The sequence below is a fragment of the Paenibacillus sp. FSL R7-0331 genome (genome assembly GCF_000758645.1).
Classification (GTDB): Bacteria; Bacillota; Bacilli; order Paenibacillales; family Paenibacillaceae; genus Paenibacillus_AQ; species Paenibacillus_AQ camerounensis.
In genome coordinates this window covers 4,139,112-4,161,013 of record NZ_CP009284.1, presented here as the reverse complement: position 1 = coordinate 4,161,013, position 21,902 = coordinate 4,139,112, and the positions used below count along the sequence as shown (strand labels likewise).

19 protein-coding genes are annotated in these 21,902 nt (G+C 51.9%); 18 read left to right on the top strand and 1 reads right to left on the bottom strand.

What is annotated here, in order from left to right; genetic code table 11:
* Window positions 1-4: 4 nt before the first annotated feature.
* The 8 genes from R70331_RS17625 (at window position 5) to dut (ending at window position 8,565) form a co-directional block, all read left to right on the top strand.
* A complete protein-coding gene (locus tag R70331_RS17625; RefSeq protein WP_042177489.1) occupies window positions 5-982 on the top strand; it encodes a DHH family phosphoesterase in 978 nt (325 codons plus the stop codon).
* Window positions 979-1,893 (top strand): tRNA pseudouridine(55) synthase TruB, encoded by a 915-nt coding sequence (gene truB, locus R70331_RS17620; protein ID WP_042177488.1) that lies wholly within the window; start codon window positions 979-981, stop codon window positions 1,891-1,893. Before R70331_RS17625 ends, truB begins: the two co-directional genes overlap by 4 nt.
* Window positions 1,894-1,931: 38 nt before the next feature.
* The gene (locus R70331_RS17615) at window positions 1,932-2,879 is read left to right on the top strand and encodes a bifunctional riboflavin kinase/FAD synthetase (protein WP_042177487.1); all 948 of its coding nucleotides are present in this window, start codon (window positions 1,932-1,934) and stop codon (window positions 2,877-2,879) included.
* A gap of 150 nt (window positions 2,880-3,029) precedes the next feature.
* The gene (rpsO, locus tag R70331_RS17610) at window positions 3,030-3,299 is read left to right on the top strand and encodes a 30S ribosomal protein S15 (RefSeq protein ID WP_036656390.1); all 270 of its coding nucleotides are present in this window, start codon (window positions 3,030-3,032) and stop codon (window positions 3,297-3,299) included.
* A gap of 221 nt (window positions 3,300-3,520) precedes the next feature.
* The gene (gene pnp / locus R70331_RS17605) at window positions 3,521-5,623 is read left to right on the top strand and encodes a polyribonucleotide nucleotidyltransferase (protein ID WP_042177486.1); all 2,103 of its coding nucleotides are present in this window, start codon (window positions 3,521-3,523) and stop codon (window positions 5,621-5,623) included.
* A gap of 183 nt (window positions 5,624-5,806) precedes the next feature.
* A complete protein-coding gene (locus tag R70331_RS17600) occupies window positions 5,807-6,796 on the top strand; it encodes a polysaccharide deacetylase family protein (RefSeq protein ID WP_042177485.1) in 990 nt (329 codons plus the stop codon).
* 79 nt (window positions 6,797-6,875) lie between these two features.
* Window positions 6,876-8,141 carry a M16 family metallopeptidase gene (locus R70331_RS17595; RefSeq protein WP_042177484.1) on the top strand — a complete coding sequence of 422 codons (1,266 nt, stop codon included), beginning with the start codon at window positions 6,876-6,878 and terminating at the stop codon, window positions 8,139-8,141.
* Complete coding sequence (gene dut / locus R70331_RS17590) at window positions 8,113-8,565, top strand: dUTP diphosphatase (protein WP_042177483.1); 453 nt, start codon at window positions 8,113-8,115, stop codon at window positions 8,563-8,565. Before R70331_RS17595 ends, dut begins: the two co-directional genes overlap by 29 nt.
* A 100-nt stretch (window positions 8,566-8,665) precedes the next feature.
* Here dut and R70331_RS17585 read toward each other — a convergent pair whose 3' ends face one another.
* Window positions 8,666-10,102 carry a S41 family peptidase gene (locus R70331_RS17585; RefSeq protein WP_042177482.1) on the bottom strand — a complete coding sequence of 479 codons (1,437 nt, stop codon included), beginning with the start codon at window positions 10,100-10,102 and terminating at the stop codon, window positions 8,666-8,668.
* Between the two features lie 169 nt (window positions 10,103-10,271).
* Here R70331_RS17585 and dpsA point away from each other — a divergent pair, with 169 nt between their 5' ends.
* The 10 genes from dpsA (at window position 10,272) to R70331_RS17535 (ending at window position 21,747) form a co-directional block, all read left to right on the top strand.
* Entirely contained in the window at window positions 10,272-11,168 is an 897-nt protein-coding gene (gene dpsA / locus R70331_RS17580) for a dipicolinate synthase subunit DpsA (protein WP_042177481.1), read from the top strand.
* Entirely contained in the window at window positions 11,169-11,765 is a 597-nt protein-coding gene (locus R70331_RS17575) for a dipicolinate synthase subunit B (protein ID WP_042177480.1), read from the top strand.
* A gap of 114 nt (window positions 11,766-11,879) precedes the next feature.
* Window positions 11,880-13,100: an aspartate kinase gene (gene dapG / locus R70331_RS17570; RefSeq protein ID WP_042177479.1), complete on the top strand. Its 1,221-nt coding sequence runs from the start codon at window positions 11,880-11,882 to the stop codon at window positions 13,098-13,100.
* A 16-nt stretch (window positions 13,101-13,116) separates the two neighbouring features.
* Window positions 13,117-13,992, top strand: coding sequence for a 4-hydroxy-tetrahydrodipicolinate synthase (dapA, locus tag R70331_RS17565; protein WP_042177478.1), 876 nt, complete (start codon window positions 13,117-13,119; stop codon window positions 13,990-13,992).
* Between the two features lie 549 nt (window positions 13,993-14,541).
* Window positions 14,542-16,224 carry a ribonuclease J gene (locus R70331_RS17560; RefSeq protein WP_042177477.1) on the top strand — a complete coding sequence of 561 codons (1,683 nt, stop codon included), beginning with the start codon at window positions 14,542-14,544 and terminating at the stop codon, window positions 16,222-16,224.
* A gap of 160 nt (window positions 16,225-16,384) precedes the next feature.
* Window positions 16,385-16,882, top strand: coding sequence for an RNA polymerase sigma factor (locus R70331_RS17555; protein WP_042177476.1), 498 nt, complete (start codon window positions 16,385-16,387; stop codon window positions 16,880-16,882).
* On the top strand, window positions 16,879-17,889 hold the full coding sequence (locus R70331_RS17550; RefSeq protein ID WP_042177475.1) for an anti sigma factor C-terminal domain-containing protein: 1,011 nt from the start codon (window positions 16,879-16,881) through the stop codon (window positions 17,887-17,889). The genes R70331_RS17555 and R70331_RS17550 overlap by 4 nt, the downstream gene beginning before the upstream one ends.
* A gap of 107 nt (window positions 17,890-17,996) precedes the next feature.
* On the top strand, window positions 17,997-18,776 hold the full coding sequence (locus R70331_RS17545) for a ClpP family protease (RefSeq protein ID WP_081947651.1): 780 nt from the start codon (window positions 17,997-17,999) through the stop codon (window positions 18,774-18,776).
* Window positions 18,773-18,988, top strand: a complete 216-nt coding sequence (locus R70331_RS17540; protein ID WP_042177474.1) for a YlzJ-like family protein — start codon at window positions 18,773-18,775, stop codon at window positions 18,986-18,988. The genes R70331_RS17545 and R70331_RS17540 overlap by 4 nt, the downstream gene beginning before the upstream one ends.
* A gap of 89 nt (window positions 18,989-19,077) precedes the next feature.
* On the top strand, window positions 19,078-21,747 hold the full coding sequence (locus tag R70331_RS17535) for an FtsK/SpoIIIE family DNA translocase (protein ID WP_231576308.1): 2,670 nt from the start codon (window positions 19,078-19,080) through the stop codon (window positions 21,745-21,747).
* Window positions 21,748-21,902: the final 155 nt, after the last annotated feature.

Genomic DNA, 21,902 nt, shown 5'->3' with positions numbered 1-21,902 from the left:
GCGAATGCAGAGCTATGAACAAAGTCTCCGGCAGACCCGTGAGTTTCTGCTGGAACACGACGATTATCTTGTAGTGTCGCATGTTCAGCCGGACGGAGATGCAGTCAGCTCCACCCTTGCGGTGGGCTGGCTTCTCTCATGTCTGGGCAAAAAATATACTATGCTGAATGAAGGTCCGATCCCGAAGCGGATGGAATATTTATGGCATGCCGGTGAAATCGTGAACCTGGCGGAAGGTGAACTGCCCCGTCAGTACAGCAATATCATTTGCGTCGACTGTGCGGATTTTCAGCGTGTGGGACTGACCCAGCGCCATTTCTCCAGCGATGCGGTTATCGTGAATATTGATCATCATCCAACCAATAACGGTTACGGATTCATAACGCTGATTAAGCCGGATGCTGCTGCGACTGCAGAAATTTTGTTCGACCTGCTGAAGACGTTTCAGGTGGAATGGGACCTTGATATTGCTACAGCAATCTATACCGGACTGCTGACGGATACCGGCGGTTTCCGTTACACCAATACATCACCTAAGGTGATGGCGGCGGTTTCGGAGCTTCTGGCGATGGGCGTCAACGGTCCGGAGCTGGCTGAGAATCTGCTGGAGGAAATGACGCTGGCTCAGGTGAAGGTGCTGAACCGCGCACTGAATACCCTGCAGCTATCCCCCGAAGGGGATATCGCCTGGCTGCATGTTACTCCTCAGGATATGATGGATTGCGGAGCGGCGAATGAAGATCTGGAAGGCATTGTGAATTATCCCCGTAATATCCGCGGTGTAGAGGTAGGCATCCTGTTTAAAGTTATCAATGAGCATGCGGTCAAAGCGAGCCTGCGCTCAGCCGGCAAGGTTGACGTAGCTGCACTGGCCCAGGTATTCGGCGGAGGCGGACATACCCGGGCAGCCGGGGCGCGTATCGACGGTACACTGGATGAAGCGGTAGCTCTGGTGCTTCAGGAGGTTAGACGCCATCTATGAGTGAGCTTACGGGTGTGTTGGCAGTCTTTAAGCCTGCCGGTTTTACATCGCATGACGTAGTCGCCAAGGCCCGGCGCATTCTTGGCATGAAGCGGATTGGGCACACCGGAACACTTGATCCTCAAGTGACCGGGGTGCTGCCGCTGTGTCTTGGACGGGCTACACGGGTCGTGGAATACATACAGGAGCTTCCTAAGGAGTATGTAGCCACACTGCGCCTGGGGCTGTCGAGTGATACCGAGGATATGACGGGGACGATCACAGAATCAGTGGATGAGGTCAAGGTGACAGAAGCTGAAGTGCTCGCTGTGCTGAATACATTCAAGGGTGTTATCTCACAGGTGCCGCCGATGTACTCAGCCGTTAAAGTTGACGGCAAGCGTCTCTATGAGCTGGCCAGAGAAGGAAAAACGGTTGAGCGCAAGAGCCGTGAAGTGGAAATCTATGAGATAGAAATGACGGGTATGGTCTGGAACGGCAATTATCCTGATATTACTTTCCGCGTGCTCTGCTCCAAAGGAACCTATATCCGTACACTGTGTGTGGATATAGGCCGTGCGCTTGGGCTTCCGGGTGTCATGGTAGAGCTTACCCGGACAATGTCCGCAGGAATTTCTGCCAGCCATTGCCTGACCCTTGAACAGATTGCTGAATACAAGGAAGCCGGGACACTGGATCATCATCTGATTGCAGCAGATGAAGCTATTTCTCATCTCTCCCGCCATACGGTGAGCGAGGAGAAGAAGAAGGCTGCCCTGCAGGGACAGCGTCTTTCAGTCCGGTATGTTACTCCAACCGTAACGGACAGCGGAGATTTCCGGCTGTACGACACTGCAGGTGAGTTCCTCGGCATATACAAGCTGGACGATACGGGTGCTATTGCACCGGTCAAAGTGTTCGCCCAGCGCTAATCATTAATTTTATCTGTGAATTGTAGGTGAGAAACAGCGTGAGAACCGTAACCTTAAGCTATCCAATACCGCCGGAGACTGCAGCTTTATGGGCACAGCCTCAAGTAGCCGCCCTGGGACAGTTCGACGGACTGCACCGCGGACATGCCAGCGTCATTACATCCGCTGTTGCTCTGGCCCGGAGGCAAGGCGTGCCGGCTGCAGTAATGACCTTTCATCCTCATCCCAAGGATGTTATGGGCAAAGGCGATTATGATGGATATTTGACCCCGCCGAAGGACAAGCAGGAGATACTTGCCGGTTTGGGCGTCGATATTTTGTATATAATAGAATTTAATGAGCAGCTTTCCAGGGTCAGCCCGCAGGATTTCGTGTCTGTGATGCTTTTGCCGCTGCAGATTGTAACCGCCGTGGTCGGATTTGACTTCCGCTTCGGATATCTGGGTGAAGGCGATGCGGATATGCTGCGCGAACTGGGGCAGGGAATAATGAGCGTAGAGACAGTGCCTCCATTCCTGCTTGAAGGGGAGAAGGTAAGCAGCTCTGGGATCCGCAGAAGTCTGCACAGCGGTGATCTTACCCTGGCGAACAGCTGGTTCGGGCGTTGTTATCATCTGCGCGGGATTGTCGGTCATGGCGAGAAGCGCGGACGCACCATTGGATTTCCGACAGCCAATCTTCAGCTTGAAGACCATTATGTGATCCCTGCCAAGGGAGTCTACGCCGTAAAGGTCTTTTATAAAGAGGAGATTCTGTACGGAGTCATGAATGTCGGCGTTAAGCCTACTTTTCATGACGGGATGTCGGCACCCAGCTTTGAAGTGCATTTGTTTGATTTCGCCTCCGACATCTATGGACAGGAGCTGAAGGTTGAGCTTCAGGCCTTCATCCGTCCGGAACGGAAGTTTGAGTCCATCGATGCCCTGATTTCGCAGATAGCGAAGGATGCCGGAACGGCTAAAGAGCTGTTGGGATATTCTTCATAAACTTCTGCCGGACATGCGTTTACTTTTGTCTGCGAAGATGCTATACTGATTAACGTTGCTGGAATGACAGCATCATAACCTTAGCTTGGTTGCACGTTCTCACCGACGGTGACGAGGCTACTGGCGATTATAATGAAGGAGGTGAACAGGATGGCATTGACTCAAGAACGTAAACACCAATTGATTGACGAGCACAAAACTCACGAATCCGATACTGGATCCCCTGAGGTGCAAGTTGCTATCCTTACGGAGAACATCGTTAATTTGACTGACCACCTGCGTACGCACAAGAAGGATCATCATTCCCGTCGCGGACTGCTGAAGATGGTTGGACAACGTCGTAAACTGCTGGCGTATTTGAAGAACAAAGACATCAGACGTTACAGCGCCCTGATCGAAAGACTGGGATTGCGTCGCTAATTTCCATAAGAGTACCCTTAAAGCAGCCTGGTTGTATACCGTATGTCCTTCTTACGATCGACAGCGGGACAGCCGGGTTGCTTTTTGAAAATTTACGGAGATTTTTCCAGCTTTCAAAAGGATATAATGATCAAAAACGGCTACTTTACCTTCTATAGGAGGACAAGCCGTTTTTGCTTGTAGAATGAATACAGAAATATTACCAATCAAGGAGGGATTTTATGGAACAACGTGTAGAAATGCAGCTTGGCGGAAGACGCCTTGTGCTGGAAACCGGGCGTCTGGCCAAACAGGCAAATGCCGCTGTTATGGTCCGCTACGGAGATACCGCAGTATTATGTACGGTTACAGCCTCCAGTGAGCCTAAAGATCTGGATTTTTTCCCGCTTACCGTGAACTATGAAGAAAGACTATACGCAGTAGGTAAAATTCCGGGCGGATTCATCAAACGTGAAGGCAGACCTAGCGAAAAAGCGATTCTGTCCAGCCGTCTGACTGACCGACCGATCCGCCCTCTGTTCCCTGAAGGATTCCGTAATGATGTTCAAGTATTGAACATGGTTATGAGTGTGGATCAGAACTGCGCACCTGACATTGCTGCGATGATCGGTACTTCTGCAGCCCTGAGTATTTCCGATGTGCCGTTTGACGGACCGATCGGCGGAGTAGCGGTTGGCCGGATTAATGGCCAATTCATCATTAACCCTGATCTCGCCCAGCAGGAAGCCAGTGACATCTATGTTGTGGTTGCCGGAACCAAGGATGCCATTATGATGGTTGAAGCGGAAGCAAACGAAGTGCCGGAAGACGTGATGCTTGAAGCCATTATGTTCGGGCATGAAGAAATCCGCAAGATTGTAGCTGTGATTGAGGAGCTTGTTGCTGTAGCCGGTAAAGAAAAGATGGCTGTGAAGCTTCATGCGGTTAACGCAGACGTGAATACTGAGGTTCGTGCTTTTGCCGGAGACCGTCTGGTTGAGGCTGTTAAGATTGCTGAGAAGCATGCGCGCCAGGATGCTATCGATCTGGTCAATAGCGAGACAGTGGAGTATTTCGTTGAGAAATACATAGAGACACCAGAGCTGTTGAAGGATGTAAAAGAAGTGCTGCATGATATCGTCAAGGATGAAGTGCGCCGCCTGATCACGCATGATAAAGTACGTCCTGATGGCCGTAAGCTGGATGAAATCCGTCCGATTGAATGTGATACGGCACTGCTGCCGCGCACACACGGTTCCGGGCTCTTTACCCGCGGACAGACACAAATCCTCAGCGTATGTACACTTGGTGCGCTTGGTGATGTGCAGATTCTTGACGGAATCGATCCAACTGAAACCAAACGCTTCATGCATCATTACAACTTCCCGCCGTTCAGCGTAGGGGAAGCACGTCCGCTGAGAGCACCGGGCCGCCGCGAAATCGGTCACGGGGCACTGGGTGAACGCGCCTTGTCGAAGGTTATCCCTAGTGAAACAGAATTCCCGTACACCATTCGTCTGGTATCGGAAGCTATTGAATCTAACGGTTCGACTTCCCAGGCAAGCATCTGTGCCAGTATTCTGGCAATGATGGATGCGGGTGTACCGATCAAGGCCCCTGTGGCCGGCGTAGCTATGGGTCTGATTAAAGACGGAGAGCATGTCTCCATCCTGACAGACATCCAGGGTATGGAGGATCACCTCGGAGATATGGACTTTAAGGTAGCAGGAACTGCAGAAGGCGTAACTGCAATCCAGATGGATATCAAGATTGCCGGCATTGACCGCAAGATCCTGAAGGAAGCCTTGGAGCAAGCCAGAGAAGGACGGCTGTTCATCCTCGGCAAAATGATGGAAGCTATCTCTGCACCAAGACCTAGCCTGTCCCAATATGCGCCTAAGATCATCATCATTAACATCAATCCGGACAAAATCCGTGATGTTATCGGTGCCGGCGGCAAGATTATCAACAAGATCATCGAAGAAACCGGCGTGAAGATCGACATCGAGCAGGACGGACGCGTATTCATCGGTTCTTCCGACGAAGCGATGATTCAGAAGGCCCGCGGTATCATCGAAGGCATCGTGAAGGAAGTCCAGGTCGGTGAGATTTATGTCGGTACCGTTCGCCGCATTGAGAAGTTCGGCGCATTCGTTGAGCTGATTCCAGGCAAAGACGGTCTGGTTCACATCTCCCAGCTGTCGACTGAGCGCGTAGCCAAGGTTGAAGATGTTGTTGCCATCGGGGATACCATTACCGTAAAAGTAACTGAAATCGACCAGCAGGGCCGTGTCAATCTGTCCCGCAAGGCTGTATTGACTGCAGAGAGCGGAGCGAAGGCATAAGCCTGAATGGCGGTCTGAAATAGATATGAAGAAGAGGCAGAAGCTTTTGCATTCTGGCTCTTTTTTGTTGTTGTAGCATCATATTCTGCTGATCTTCCTCATAGGCTGGGACAAAGGGTCCTGTGCATGCTATGCCTGCTGTGCGGGACGGTGAAGACCGTATGTAGCCGGGGAGGACTAAGCATGAAGACGGACAAGGCAGCGCTTGTGCTGGCCTGTATGGCTGTTGTAATCGGAATAGGCAGTACCAGCGGACCGGTAAAGGAGATGCTGGCACAGCTAAAGCCGCAGGATGCCTTGGCGGTAAAGGCTGCCCTGGCGGCAGAACATAGCAGTAAGGATCTGCGGGCCCAGGTGGAGCAAAAAGCAGCGGAGCTGAACGTGCCGCCGGTGGATGCCGCTGTAGACCGGGTCTGGAAGGCAATTCCGGGTTATAACGGTCTCGAAGTAGATGTAGAAGCAACTTACCGGAATTCTCTGCAGCAGGTTCCGGGGGAAGGGCTGAAGCTGGTCTACCGCCAGACGAAGCCTAAGATATCTTTAAACGACCTGGGAGCCAACCCGATCTATCGGGGCAATCCGGCCAAGCCTATGGTAGCCTTCATGATTAATGTAGCCTGGGGGAACGAGTACATTAAGCCGATGCTGGATATTCTGGATGAAGAGCAGGTGAAGGTGACCTTTTTTCTGGATGGAAGCTGGCTGAGCAAGAACAGGGAGCTTGCCGCAGAAATGCTGAAGCGCGGGCATGAAATGGAGAACCATGCCTACACGCATCCGAATATGAGTACCTTGAGCCGGGCAAGGGCAACTGCCGAAATACAGAAGACGCAGATGCTGTTAAAAGAAAGCCTGGGAGTCACCAATCAGTGGTTTGCCCCGCCTTCAGGGGATTTCGATCAGGAGACGGTGGAGATTGCTGCGGCGCTTGGGCTGAAGACGGTGCTATGGACGCTGGATACGGTAGACTGGCGCAAGCCTTCGCCTGAATCCGTTGTAGCCAAAATCAGTGCCAAAGCAGAGCCGGGGACACTGGTTCTGATGCATCCTACAGCTTCCACCTCAAAAGCGTTAAGAGGGATGATCCGGGCGGTTAAGGCGAAGGGACTGAGGCTTGGAACTGTCAGCCAGACGTTGTCGCCGGATAGGATTATGCCCGATGATGTTGAGTGAGCCGTTATTTTCTGGTAGGATTAAACTCGCTTGATAAATAGGCAGTACAGACACAGGGCTATGCCAGGAGGACGCAGAATTGGAGAAAATCATACTATCAAACGGCCTGCGGGTGGTTACAGAAAAGATTGCTACCGGCCGTTCCGTTTCCTTTGGAATCTGGGTCAGAACCGGTTCCCGTAATGAGAATCCGTTGAACAACGGGATCTCCCACTTCATCGAACATATGCTGTTTAAGGGCACCGACCGCTTCAGCGCTAAGGATATTGCGGAGGAGTTCGATGCGATCGGCGGCAACGTCAATGCCTTTACCTCGAAGGAATACACATGCTATTATGCAAAAGTGCTTGATGAGCATCTGCCAATCGCGGTGGATGTACTTTCTGATATGTTTTTCCGCTCGAAGATGGACGCTGAAGAGCTGGCTAAGGAAAAGAACGTCATTCTTGAAGAAATCGCCATGTGCGAGGATACACCGGATGATCTGGTGCATGATCTGATGTGTGCTGCCGCTTACGGTGAGCATCCGCTCGCCTATTCGATCCTTGGCCTCAAGGAACGGCTGCAGGAGATGACCCCGGATGACCTGCGCGCATATATGAAAGAGCAGTATACGATTGAAAATACCGTGATCAGCGTCGCCGGTAACTTCGACGAGGGTCTCGTGGATCTGCTGGAGCGCCATTTCGGCGGCTTTGACAATCACGGCCAGGCTCCGGAGCTGACAGCACCTGATTACCAGGGCAGCCTGCTGTTCCACCGCAAAAAGACAGAGCAGAACCACATTTGTATCTCGCTGCCGGGCGTTCGGAGCGGCGGGCCGCTGCAGTATCCGATGGTGCTGCTGAACAATGCAGTCGGAGGCGGAATGAGCTCGCGCCTGTTCCAGGAGATCCGTGAGAAGCGCGGGCTGGCTTATTCAGTCTACTCGTATCACAGCTCCCAGGCGGACAGCGGCCTGTTCACCGTGTATGCGGGAACTGCACCCAAGCAGACCAAGGAGGTAACCGAGCTGGTCAAGGAAATGATGCAGGAGCTCGCTGTGAAGGGCATCACTGAGGATGAATTGAGAAAAGGTAAGGAACAGCTCAAGGGCAGCCTGATTCTTAGCCTGGAGAGCACCAGCAGCCGGATGAACCGGATCGGCAAAAACGAGCTGATGCTGGGCAGGCATGATACCCTTGATGATATGATTGACAAAATCAGCAAGGTTACGATGGAAGATGTGAACCTGCTGCTGGACCATATGTTTGCTGAACCGCTCGCACTGGCGATGGTTGGCTCAACAGATAAAGCGATTGCCAATGTTAGGAGAGATGATCTTGTCTTATCACGTTCAAATTAACAAGCTTCCGGGAAATGAAGATGTACAGCTGCCGCGCAAAATGTCGGAGCAGGCTTCTGGCTTTGACCTGCATGCCTCTGTAGCTGAGCCTGTAGTGCTTGCTCCCGGAGAGCGCGCACTGATCCCGACAGGGATTGCCCTGGCTATGCCGGACGGGCTGGAGGCGCAGATCCGCCCGCGCAGCGGGCTTGCCTTTAAGCACGGCATAACCTGCCTCAACACACCGGGAACGATTGATGCCGACTACCGAGGCGAGATCAAGGTGCTGCTGATCAACCTGGGCCAGGAGCCGTTTGCAATTGCGCGCAATGAGCGGATCGCCCAGATGGTGTTCCAGGCTGTTCCGGCAGTAACACTGGTTGAGGTAGATGAGCTGACTGAGACACAGCGCGGCGCCGGCGGCTTCGGCCACACCGGGAAGTAAGGATTTATTGCATATTTAAAAGCTTGCAGACAAACCGCCTTTTAGCGGCGCTGTCTGCAAGCTTTTTTCTTGTTGTAAGGTCTTTATTTGCGGCTACTGTTCATTTCAAGTCTGCACGCACAACTTCGCGGAGCTTATCCAGCTGGGCATCCCGGCGTTCAAGGATATCTTTGGCTGTAGTGTAGGCTTCAATATCAGGCTGTACGGAATCCGCAGGGTCGCGCTCCGGTGCGGAACGTGTGAACTGTTTAAAAGAGGCCTGGAAATGGATGCCGGAGGCAGGGAGCTGGAAGGTAAGAACATCCCCGTACGATGAAGGCTGATTGCCCGTTGCTTCACCGATAATTTGGCCGAGGCCGTTATCCTGGACAATGACTGCGAACATGTTGGCAGAGCTGAAGGTATGGGCAGAGGTCAGGAGATACAGCTTACCTTTGTATGGAAATTCTGTCTTCAGGTCATTTTTGATAAGCTGGCTTGGTGATTGCACCACTCCGTTATCCTGATCTTCGCCATAAGCTTCCTTAACCTGCGGAGAGTAGCGGACAATAGCACCGTAACTGTAGTATGACTTAACATCCATGTAAGATAGGAATTCACCGATTACCGATGATGCACCGCCCCCGTTGCTGCGCAGATCCACCGCAATGTGCTGAATACCCCGCTTCTTCACCTCGTCAAAAAACTGCTTGACGGTCAACTGATACTTCCGCGTATTCTCACATGTGTTCAACTGAAAAATGCCTAACGACAGCTCGTCCTCGAATGAATAGGAGAAGGGTACTTCGCCCTTAGGATAGTGGCTGTACTCCTTTTGTAGAGGTTTATCTGTCAGTGTTAATGTTTCGGTAATACTGCCGCTCCCCCGAGTTACTGTTACTTCAACCTGATTATCTGCAGCCAGTCCCAGATGACGAAGCATAAATTCCACCCTCAGCAGGACGGTTCCCTGTACTCTGACCCACTGGTTATTCTCAGCCGGAATAATCCCGGCCAGCTCCTGTTCCAGATCACCGATGCTACGACCGCTGATAGCAGTAACAATATCCCCGGTATGAAGCGTTCCCCGGTCTTCCGTTACAATCAGCCCCTCACGGCTCCAGAAAAGAGGAAGGTTGAGCAGTTTCTGGTTCTGCAGCTCCCAGTGCATATTCGTGTGCCCGTCATGGAGCAGTGAGGTGATCGTGTTGACGATGAAGTAAAACTCTTCCTCTGTCCGTGCCGTTTGAATCGTGTCGTATGCTTCGCTGATTACCTGCTGCTGTCCGCTGCTCCAGCCGTTTATCAGAGCAGGATGAACCTGAACCAGCGTTTCTGTCAGGAAGTCCAGATCCTGCTTCATCTGCTCCGGATTAACAAGCTTCTCCGGGGCATCTGAGGCCGGAGCGCCCTGGCTTTGGGCTGATGCCGCGGGAGGCGTCCCGGCGGCTTGACCGCTACTATCCCTGGAATCTGCAGATTTAATATAGAGTGCGGCAGCTGCCACTGCGGCTGCTGATACCAGCAGCAGGGCAGCCTGCTTCCATTTCGGCTTCATTATATAAATACTCCTTTTCCATTTTTAACTAACTATAGAATGATTCCGGGCAATTTTCTGTGATTTATGTGGACCGCCCAGTATTTATGCTCCGCTCTTCACCCATCCGCAGGACCCGGCATAAGATGCTTTATAGTCGATAGTGTATGTGGAAAGGAGCGTCATCCCTATGCTTACTGGCATCAGGATCGTGTTCCTGGGCGGGGACGCGAGACAGCTTGAAGTCATTCGAAAATGTGTGGAAATGGATGCTGCGGTAAGCGCCGCCGGGTTCGAGAAATGGGATGCCCCTAGCCCGGGGGTTAACCTGGAACTATTGTCGCCGGAGCTGCTGGGCCGTGCCGATGTGCTGGTGCTGCCAACGGTAGGGTGTGACGAAGAAGGGAACATCAATGCATTGTTCTCTGACGGTCGTCTGCAGCTGCTTGATGAGCACGCTGTGGCCCTGCCGCCGGGCTGCACAGTATATACGGGTATCGCCAAAAGCTACCTGCGAAGCCTGTGTGCAAGGCATAAGCTGAAGCTTGTTGAGCTGCTTAACCGTGATGATGTAGCGATTTATAATTCGATTCCGACAGCAGAAGGCGCTCTGGTCATGGCTATTCAGAATACTGATTTTACCATCCATGGCTCTACCTCGATGGTGCTGGGGATGGGGCGTACCGGTTTTACTATGGCAAGGGCGCTGCAGGGCCTGGGTTCCACAGTGAAGGTGGGCGTGCGGAAGCAGGAGCATTTTGCCCGGGCGGAGGAGATGGGCTGGAAGCCGTTTATGACCGGAGAGCTGCTGCAGCAGGTGAGCGATACAGATCTTATTTTTAATACAATACCCAGCATGATTATTACGGCACAGATTCTTACCCGGGTTCCCAAGCAATGCGTCATTATCGATCTGGCCTCGGCTCCCGGCGGCTGTGACTTCCGGTATGCGGAGAAGCGCGGCATCAAGGCGATGCTTGCCCCCGGGCTGCCCGGGATTGTCGCCCCGAAAAGCGCCGGGATGATTATGGGCAATGCGCTGGTGCAGTCGATCTCGGAGGAGATTCTAAACAAGGGGGACCTATAAATGGATTGGCACGGAAAAACAGTAGGTTATGCGATTACCGGCTCACACTGCACCTTTGCTGAGGTGATGCCGCAAATTCAGCGGTTTATGGACGGGGGCGCAAATGTTGTGCCGATTGTATCCTCCTCTGTGCTGAATACGGATACCCGGTTCGGCACATCGGAAAATTGGCTAAAACAGTTGAAAGATATAACGGGGAATGATATCATTTCTACAATTGTTGATGCGGAACCGCTGGGTCCATCCAAGCTGCTCGATGTGCTGACAATAGCTCCCTGCACAGGTAATACGACGAGTAAGCTGGCTAATGCCATGACTGACAGTCCCGTCCTGATGGCTGCCAAATCGCAGATGCGTAACGGCCGTCCGCTTGTGCTGGCCATCTCAACTAATGACGGGCTGGGCCTTAATGCAGCGAATATCGCGAAGCTTCTGGTTGCCAAACATATTTATTTTGTGCCGTTCGGCCAGGATAACCCTGAGGGCAAGCCGAATTCGCTGGTAGCACGCATGGAACTGATTCCAGAAGCCTGCTACGCCGCTTTGCAGGGCAAACAGCTGCAGCCGATGATTATCGAACGGTTTCATTCAGCATAGCTTGGAGGTCTGCATGGAGCAGGCTTATCATAGGTTCTACTTTTGCCGTCCTCAGTTTGAGGGCGGTTCAACACTTTTTAAGCTTGTTTAGAGAAGTTATGGAGGAATTATACAATGGGTATTTTAGTGCAAAAATTCGGAGGCACTTCACTTTCGACACCGGCGGCAAGAGAGCATGTTATCCGTCATGTCAGACGGGAGCTGGCAAGCGGATTCAGTCTTGTGGTGGTGGTTTCTGCAATGGGCCGCAAGGGTGAGCCTTATGCTACCGATACGCTGCTGGACTGGGCAGTTCAGAACGGCAACGCGCTGCCTGACCGTGAAAAGGATCTGCTGATGTGCTGCGGTGAGATTATCTCGGCAACCACGCTTTGCGGACTGCTGGAAGAGCAGGGCATCCGTTCTACTGTGTTAACAGGAGCCCAGGCGGGCTTTTTGACAGACAGCAATTACGGAAATGCACGAATTCTTGATGTGCGCACCGAACGGATTCTACGCGAGCTCCGCGAGCATAAAGTAGTAATAGTAACCGGGTTCCAGGGTCAAACCGAAGCCGGTGATTTCACGACCCTTGGCAGAGGCGGCAGTGACACCTCGGCGACCGCGCTGGGTGCGGCGCTCCGTGCAGATATGGTCGACATTTACACTGATGTTGACGGGATTCTGACCGCTGATCCGCGGATTGTCGAGGATGCCAAGCCGCTGACTTATGTCAGCTATACGGAAATCTGCAATATGGCTTACCAGGGGGCGAAGGTCATTCATCCGCGCGCCGTGGAGATTGCTATGCAGGCCAATATTCCGGTGCGTGTGCGCTCGACCTTCTCTGAATTAGAAGGGACACTTGTTACCCATCCTGAAGGGTTTAATGATGTCTCTAACGGCATTGTTGACCGGTTTGTTACGGGAATTGCTTATGTAAGCAATATCACGCAGATTTCCGTGGAATGCCCGGACGGGAACGGTACAGGCGTTCAGCTGCAGATTTTCAAAAGCATGGCTGATAACGGCATCAGTGTCGATTTTATCAATGTAACGCCTACAGAGGCGCTGTATACCGTAAATGACGACAAATCAGAGCGGGCTATAGCAGCGCTTCAGGAGCTGGGGCTGCGGCCGAAGAGCTTATCCGGCTGTGCCAAGGTGTCGGTCATCGGCGGCGGAATTAACGGTGTACCGGGGATTATGGCCCGGATCGTTGAGGCGCTCAGCTCGCAGAACATTCAGATTTTGCAATCGGCGGATTCGAATACAACCATCTGGGTTCTAGTGAAAAAGGAAGATATGGTACAGTCGCTGCGTGCGCTGCATACCAAGTTTGAATTGCACCGCTGACAAGGAGGAATTCAAAGTGGATTTCGGTAGACTGATCACTGCGATGGTAACCCCCTTTGACGGGGATGGAGAAATCAACTGGGAGGCTACTTCCCGGTTAGTTGATTATTTGATCGAAGAACAGAAATCCGAAGCGCTGGTTGTCTGCGGAACGACGGGGGAATCGCCTACTCTAACCGATGAGGAGAAGCTGCGGCTGTTTTCTTTTGTCCGGGACAGGGCAGACGGGCGCTGCAAAATCATCGCCGGCACCGGCACCAACAGCACCAGACATTCCATACATCTCACCAGGGAAGCCGAAAAAATCGGCGTAGACGGTGTTCTGCTGGTTGTTCCCTATTACAACAAACCTAATCAGGAAGGGCTGTTTCAGCATTTTTCGGCAATTGCCGGCAGTACCTCCTTACCGTGCATTCTGTATAATGTTCCAGGGCGTACAGGCGTCAGTATGAGTGCAGCAACGACACTTCGGCTGGCGGAGGTTCCTAATATAGTGGCCACTAAAGAATGCGCCTCCGTAGATCAGATAACGCTGATTGCTTCAGCCTGTCCTGAGGATTTTCATGTCTACACAGGCGATGATTCCGCCGGCCTTGCTACACTGGCTGTAGGCGGGCACGGGATCATCAGTGTGGCGGGCCATATTATCGGATCGCAGATGTCTGAGATGATTCAGGCTTACCTGGCGGGCAATGTAAAGCGGGCAGGAGAGCTTCACCGTCAGCTGTTCCCGGTATTCAAGGGGCTGTTCGAGTGTCCGCAGCCGCTGCCGAATCCGGCCGCAGTCAAATACGCGCTTTCTCTGCGCGGAATAGACGCCGGCTCTGTCCGGCTCCCGCTGGTCGGACCGGATAAAGCCGAGGCCGCTTTTATCGAAGCACTGCTGAATTAGCCATTTCTGTGTTCCAAAGCGTCTGCTAAAAACCGGTATCCCGTATTAAAGGGGCCGGTTTTTTTGATGCATTCCGGTATATTATATCAGCTGTATGCATAAACATTTCCGCAAATAATGCCCCGATTCTAAGGATAGAATAACGTTACATAGTGGATGACTTGTCTTTTGCCAAAAAAATCATGTATAATGTTCTTAAGTGACTGGGTGCGGTTAATTAAATATGCGGTAATCTTCCGTCAATGTTTTTTTACATTGTGATGCAGGATAGGTCCTAGTATAAGTCTGTGCTATTGCTGCCTGATTTTCGCGCGAGGGGCGCGGCAGTGAAGTTTGACGGGTTTTGTCCCTTTCAAGAACTGCTCTCTGCCTGGAATCCGGGATTTTTCGCACTGCGCAATTTTTCAGACTTAAATAAAGGAATATCGCTGTAGTTGTGGAAGCTATCGGAAATTTTGAACAATGTGTTCAGTGCCGCTGAAATAACGAAGCTTAAATATTTACAAATAAAAAGTATGACGTCCAACATCATAGGAGGGTTAGATTCATTTGTCGAAAAAAAACAACAACAATGATAAGCTGCTGATATTCGCACTAGGCGGAGTCGGAGAAATCGGAAAAAACATGTATGTAGTCCAATACGGAAATGACATCGTAGTCGTGGATGCGGGACTTAAGTTCCCAGAAGAGGATATGCTCGGTATTGATATCGTTATTCCTGATATTTCGTACTTGACGGAGAACCGTGACAAGGTAAGAGGAATTGTCCTTACTCACGGACACGAAGATCACATCGGCGGATTGTCCTATGTGCTCAAGAATTTGAATGTTCCGGTATACGGAACAAGACTTACCCTTGGACTTGTCGATAACAAGCTCAAGGAAGCGAACCTGCTTGGCGAAACCAAGCGTATTCTGATTAATGAGGATTCTGTCATCGACCTGGGAACTTCCCTGCAGGTGACTTTCTTCAGAACAAACCACAGTATTCCGGATTCCGTAGGCGTATGCATTGAGACACCGGAAGGTAATGTCGTGCATACAGGTGACTTCAAATTTGACCATACACCAGTCAATGGCCAATATGCCAACCTGCACCGGATGGCGGAAATCGGCCAGAAGGGTGTACTTGCCCTTATGTCAGACAGTACCAATGCCGAGAAGCCGGGCTTTACCCCTTCGGAGAAAAATGTCGGCATCGTGCTGGAGGATATTTTCCGTAAGGCTGACCAGCGCGTAGTCGTGGCGACTTTCGCCTCTAACGTACACCGTATCCAGCAGGTAGTGAATGCCGCAGAATCGACAGGCCGCAAGATCACTGTTATCGGACGCAGCATGGTGAATGTAGTTGCTATTGCTTCCGAGCTGGGTTACCTGCATGTACCAGACGGTATGCTGATCGAGCCTGAGGAAATGAACCGGATGGCAGCGAACCGCGTTGTCGTGCTCTGCACAGGCAGCCAGGGCGAGCCGATGTCTGCACTTACACGCATGGCACGCTCCAGCCACCGCAAGGTGGATATCCTGCCGGGAGATACTGTTATCATTGCGGCGACTCCGGTTCCTGGTAACGAGAAATATGTCGGCCGTACCATTGATGAGCTGTTCCGTCTCGGTGCCAACGTAATCTACAGCGGCTCGAACTCCGGTGTTCACGTATCCGGTCACGGCAGCCAGGAAGAGCTTAAGCTGATGCTGAACCTCATGAAGCCGAAATACTTCATTCCGATCCACGGTGAATTCCGTATGCAGCGCAGACATGCGCTTCTGGCAGAATCAGTGGGCGTGGAGCCAAGCAACATCTTTATTACTGAAATCGGTGAAGTCATTGAAATTCAAGGCGGCGGAGCCCGCAGAGCCGGTAAGGTTACTGCAGGAAACGTTCTGATTGACGGTCTGGGTGTCGGCGATGTGGGTAACATCGTTCTCCGCGACCGTAAGCTGCTGTCCCAGGATGGTATCCTGGTAGTGGTTGTTACTCTGAGCAAGCAGAACGGAGCGATTGTCTCCGGGCCGGATATTATTTCCCGCGGCTTTGTGTATGTCCGTGAGTCCGAAGGACTTCTGGACGAAGCCAACCGCATCGTAGCCAGCACCCTGCAGCGCCTGATGAGCGAGAAGGTCAACGAATGGGCTTCCCTCAAGACAAGCGTAAAAGATTCGCTCGGCCGTTTCCTGTACGAACAGACACGCCGCAGACCGATGATTTTGCCGATCATTATGGAAGTTTAAGAAGACAGTTACTTCTGTTTAAATAAGCAGGGCCTATAGGCCCCTTCTCCCCCCGGAAATATTGGACGGTTTCCGGGGACGAAGGGGTCTTTGTTATTTTTATAACACAATGGGACAACATTTCCTCCGTTCAATCGTTATACTGCCAGGGAGGTGCATAATGGGGGCTAAGCTGAAGGAACAGCTGCTGGGGTCCAAGATGGCCGAGATCCGCAGATACCTGATCCGTCTGGGCGCAGCGCCTGAGGATGCAGAGGATATCGTACAGGATACAGTCTGCAAAGCACTGCAGTATATCAGCGGAATTGAAGAGCGCAATTTCAGCGCCTGGCTCTATAAGGTTGCAATTAACCGCTATTATGATTTGTGCCGCAGACATAAACGGTTTCAGTACACCATGGAGGCAGAGGAGCAGGCGGCGCCTGACAGGGAACAACCGGAGTCACAGTTATTGCAGCGTGAGCAGAAGGAACAGATTGAGGAGACGCTGAACCGGCTGGTTCCGGCAAACCGTCAGCTGATCCTGCTCAAATACGAAATGGGCTTCACGTATAAAGAAATCGCAGCACTGCTGGGGATCAATGAAGGAACGGTTAAAGCGTCTCTATACCGGGCCAGACAACAATTTCAACAATTTTACGGAGGTGAGGCACATTGACTGCCCCATGGAATGATGGAGAAGACAAACAGCTGTCACAGGTGTTAAAAAGGGCTAAACGCAAAAGTACGGTGCGCAGTATTGTAATTTCACTGGCCGTAGTGATTGTGACGTTAACCGCTATATTTTTTGGTGCTGCCCAGATCGTGAACCACAGGTCATACGAGACGCTTACGAGCGAGTGGCGTTACAGGATGATTACGAGCCCTAACGAATATGAATCGGGATATAAAGATACGAGGGGCTTTCTATCCGGTGTACTGGAAACGAACACCTATAAAATTATCGAAGGCGTTCCTATTCCCTGGGAGCAAGAGTGGACTAACTACAATGAATGGTGGTTTCCATTTGCTACAGGCGCGTATGGCGGTTCATCACCTCTGACAGTCAGCAATTCGGAGCTGGAGCAGGCCGGATATGATTATGGCAGGCAGTATAATCCGTACAATGGCCAGCGGGAGATGCTCTACTACATTCCGGAGGTTGACTATAACGGGAGAATTTTTAATGATTTTCCGCTGCTCAGGGAAATGGAGCCTGATATGCTTGCAGAAATGGCGTTGTCATTTGATAAATCTTATTCATATGCGGAGGTGCAGCACATGCTGCCTGCAGGAATAACACAGATATGGTATTGGGTGGATACGTATGGTGAACGTAAAGGATTTCAATTTGAACCCCGGGATGACGGGAACGGCGGAACAAGCTATCCTTTGCCAATGGCCGGCTATGGGGTATACGGATTCGGAAACAGCCGTGATGGTTATAAGGTGACACCGCAGGACTTTCTCAGTAATGTTCAATATGGATTAGCGAGTAAGGATATCTACTACGAGGAGTATAAGGAGATCCATCAGAATCTGAAAAAAGATAAGCATGAGCCGGATGCAAGCGATGTACGTATACTTGGTGTAGTGGTTACAGGTACGGCTTCCGGCCTGAGCAGACTGCAGGGCCAGAGCTATATCCGTGGTGCAGTTCTGGGGGCAGTTGTAGACAAGTACTAAATTTAAAAGGCTGTTTCTGCATAAGCGGCTCACCGTAAATGTCATACTAAGCACAGTTAGTACGGCTGCAGTGTCTATAAGCTGCAAGCGGAAAGGGTGAGCTGCAAATGGAGATGAAGCAGGGACCAGAAACTGAGAATAACGGTGAAATCCAGCCGGAGGAGGTGAAACCCGCCGCTGCTGATGCCGCTCCGCCTGCTGTAGGCATTATTAAAGAGCTGGGCCAGACGGCGGTACCGAGTGCGGAGCCGGATATCTTCTGTATGACCATTATCGGACAGATCGAAGGGCATTTCGTGCTTCCGCCGCACAACAAAACAACAAAATATGAGCATATCATTCCGCAGCTGGTTGCAGCGGAGCAGAACAAGAATATTAAAGGCCTTCTGATCATTCTCAACACGGTAGGCGGTGATGTTGAAGCAGGACTGGCTATTGCCGAGATGATTGCCTCCCTGTCCAAGCCGACGGTAACGGTCGTTATCGGCGGGGGACACAGCATCGGTGTGCCGATTGCAGTCGCGTCAACCTATTCCATTATTGCCGAGAGCGCAACGATGACGATTCACCCGATCCGGATGAACGGTCTGGTTATCGGCGTGCCGCAGACCTTTGAGTATATGGAACGGATGCAGGAGCGGATGGTCCGGTTCGTTACCTCCCATTCCCGGATCAGTGAACAGCAATTTAAGGATCTGATGTTTAAGACCGGTGAGCTTAACCGTGACATCGGCACCGCTGTCGGCGGCTATGATGCCGTTAAATTCGGACTGATGGATGAGGTTGGCGGAATCGGTGCCGCGCTGTCCCATCTCAACCGGATGATTGCCGGTACAGCTATACCGGCTGTATCAGGCGGGCTGCTGCAGGGGGGGCTGACACAATGACCTTTTATACAGTGGTGCCGATTGAGCAAATGTTTGAGGGAGCTTACAGCTCCGGACAGCAGGCAGAGGAGGTAATGATTTGCGGAATGCTGATGCAGGTTGAGCCGCTGGAAGGCAGACAGGCACGGATTATCCGGCTGCTGCAGTGTCCGCTGGACAAGTATCTTAATCCGGCATTCGCTCCCGGTGCAGTTATTGATTACGATAAATAATTTAATGTCATGAAGTTGCATTTTTTTACAGAACAGAACATAGGTACGCCACGCCATTATATGGTATAATGTTGCCGGGGGTGGCTGGCGTGGCTAAACGGAGAAAAAGAAAGTCAAAGAAAAAAGCGACAATCGGCAGCGTTCTTAAATATGAAATTTACGGAATTATGCTTATTACCATTTCGGTAATTGCCCTGTCCGGCGAAGCTGCTGTAGGGCGTTCCCTGTCCAGTATGGCCGGATATCTGCTGGGCAGATTTTATTTTGTTCTGCCGCTTGTCGGCATTATTTACGGCCTGATGGTAATGATACACAGAAAGTGGCCGTCCGGCTGGAACAGCCGTTATACGGGGGCTGTTTTACTGGTAGTGTCTTTATGTCTAATGAGTTCAATATCGGCCATGCAGCAGAAGCTGGGACCTGTAAACATGCTGCATCCCGGCAATGTGATGGCACAAATACATAATGATCTTTCCGGTGCGCTTAAGCCCGGTACAAATGACAGCAGTGTCTATCTGCTGGGTAAGGATATCAGCGGAGGATATGTGGGGGCGCTGGTATTCTCAGCCCTGTTGTGGCTGTTTGGTACATTAGGAGCCAAGCTGATTATGATCGTCATGCTTGCAATCAGCTTTATGCTGGTTACTAATCTCTCCTATGTGGAGCTCTTCTCGCTGCTGCGGTTACGGTCGGTGAAGCTTATTGAGAACCTCCGGCAGCGTGCGGCCAACCGCCCGGCAGCGGTTCCGGTAACCCCGCGCCAAACCAGAGCGGACAGAGCCGTGGCGGCAGCGCCTCCGGGTATTGAGGAGGAGGAAGAGGAAGAAGAGGACGAGTCTTCCCTGCCGCAAAGAAGCAAGCCTCTGTTTATCAGCCGGATCGGCAACTGGATCAGCGGTGCCTCTAAATCTCCGCCTGATGAAGGTCCAGACCAGGGCTTGCAGGCAACTGGAGCGCCGCCAGGCTTGACCTCCCAGGCTCTTCCGGTTATTTCCGGGCTGGAGGCCGACAATGCGCGTGGTGCATCTGAACATCCGTCATCTGAAAATGCAGATGAAGATCAGGGGCCTGTAACACCGATAATACGGGATTTCTTTGAACATATACGTTCAGAGGGGTTAAGTGAGGAAGAACGGGAGGAGTGGGGCGGTTTTTCACCGGCTGCACGCAGTGCAGGAACACGCGGTCCGGCTGCTCCAGACAGTCCTGCAGCTGCCCGGCCGGCCGGTGCAGCGGACGTGCCGGATGAAGATGTTACAGTGGAGCTTGACGGGCTTTTAGGCACAGCTGAGGGCGGAGAGCCGGCTCCGGCTCCGCCGCTTCCTCCGCCGCCCAAGCCGTATAAGCTTCCCCCGTTCCGGCTGCTATCTAAGCCGAACGGGAGCGGCAAGGCGGGAGACCAGAACGATTATATGCAGACTGCACGTAAGCTGGAGGCAACACTGGAGAGCTTCGGTGTCCGGGCCAAAGTGCTTGAGGTGGTACGCGGACCTGCCGTAACCCGCTATGAAATTCAGCCCGATATAGGTGTTAAGGTCAGCCGGATCGTTAATCTGACCGATGACATCGCATTGGCGCTGGCAGCCAAGGACATACGGATGGAAGCGCCGATTCCCGGCAAATCGGCAATAGGGATCGAAGTTCCGAACCCTGAAGTTTCCGTTGTGACGATGCGTGAGGTAATGGAAACCCAGATTTTCCAGGATGCTGAATCGCGGCTGTCGATAGCTTTCGGGCGTGACATTTCCGGACAGACCATCATCGGTAATCTGGCTAAGATGCCCCATCTGCTTGTGGCTGGAGCGACGGGATCAGGGAAGTCTGTATGCATTAACGGAATCATCACCAGTATTTTATACAAAGCCAAGCCTGACGAGGTCAAGTTCCTGATGGTCGATCCTAAGATGGTGGAGCTCAATGTATACAACGGGATTCCCCACTTGCTTGCTCCGGTAGTTACAGATCCGAAACGGGCCAGCTTAGCCCTTAAGAAGATCGTAGTGGAGATGGAGAAGCGTTATGAGCTGTTCTCCAAATCGGGAACGCGGAATGTGGAAGGATACAACAATCTGATGAAAGATAATCCGGCAGCTATTCTTCCGTATATTGTGGTTATTGTGGACGAGCTTGCCGACTTGATGATGGTCGCTGCGAATGATGTAGAGGATGCGATCTGCCGGCTGGCGCAAATGGCGCGTGCAGCGGGTATCCATCTGATTATCGCCACCCAGCGGCCTTCCGTTGACGTGATCACCGGTCTGATCAAGGCGAATATCCCTTCACGGATTGCTTTCGGTGTATCCTCCAATGTGGATTCCCGGACCATTCTGGATATGCCCGGCGCAGAGAAGCTGCTCGGACGGGGGGACATGCTATTTCTCCCGATGGGTGCTTCCAAGCCGGTCCGCGTCCAGGGTGCCTTCATGAGTGATCAGGAGGTTGAGACAATCGTCCAGTTCGTAAGTAGCCAGGGTGAAGCTGAGTATGATGAGACGCTTGTACCCGAGGTGGACGATATGGTCAACGAAGACCAGGAGCCGCAGGATGAGCTGTACGAACAGGCTGTACAGATTGTACTGGAAGCGAAGCAGGCCTCCGTCTCACTGCTTCAGCGGCGGATGCGGGTAGGCTACACCCGTGCTGCCAGGCTAATCGATGCTATGGAAGCCCGGTCGGTTATCGGCCCTTACGAGGGCAGCAAGCCGCGTGAAGTACTGATGTCACTGGAGCAGTACCAGCAGAACCGGATCAGCTCCTAGACAGGTTTTTTGAGCGTAATGACAAGGGCACTCTTTCCTTACCGGGAAGAGTGCTTTTTGCTGTGTTTGTTAGCTGCTCATTCTGTCCATGCATAGGATGTCCTGCCAGTCGTCATAATAACTTTAGCCATCCATGTTGAACCTACAAGAGAAAG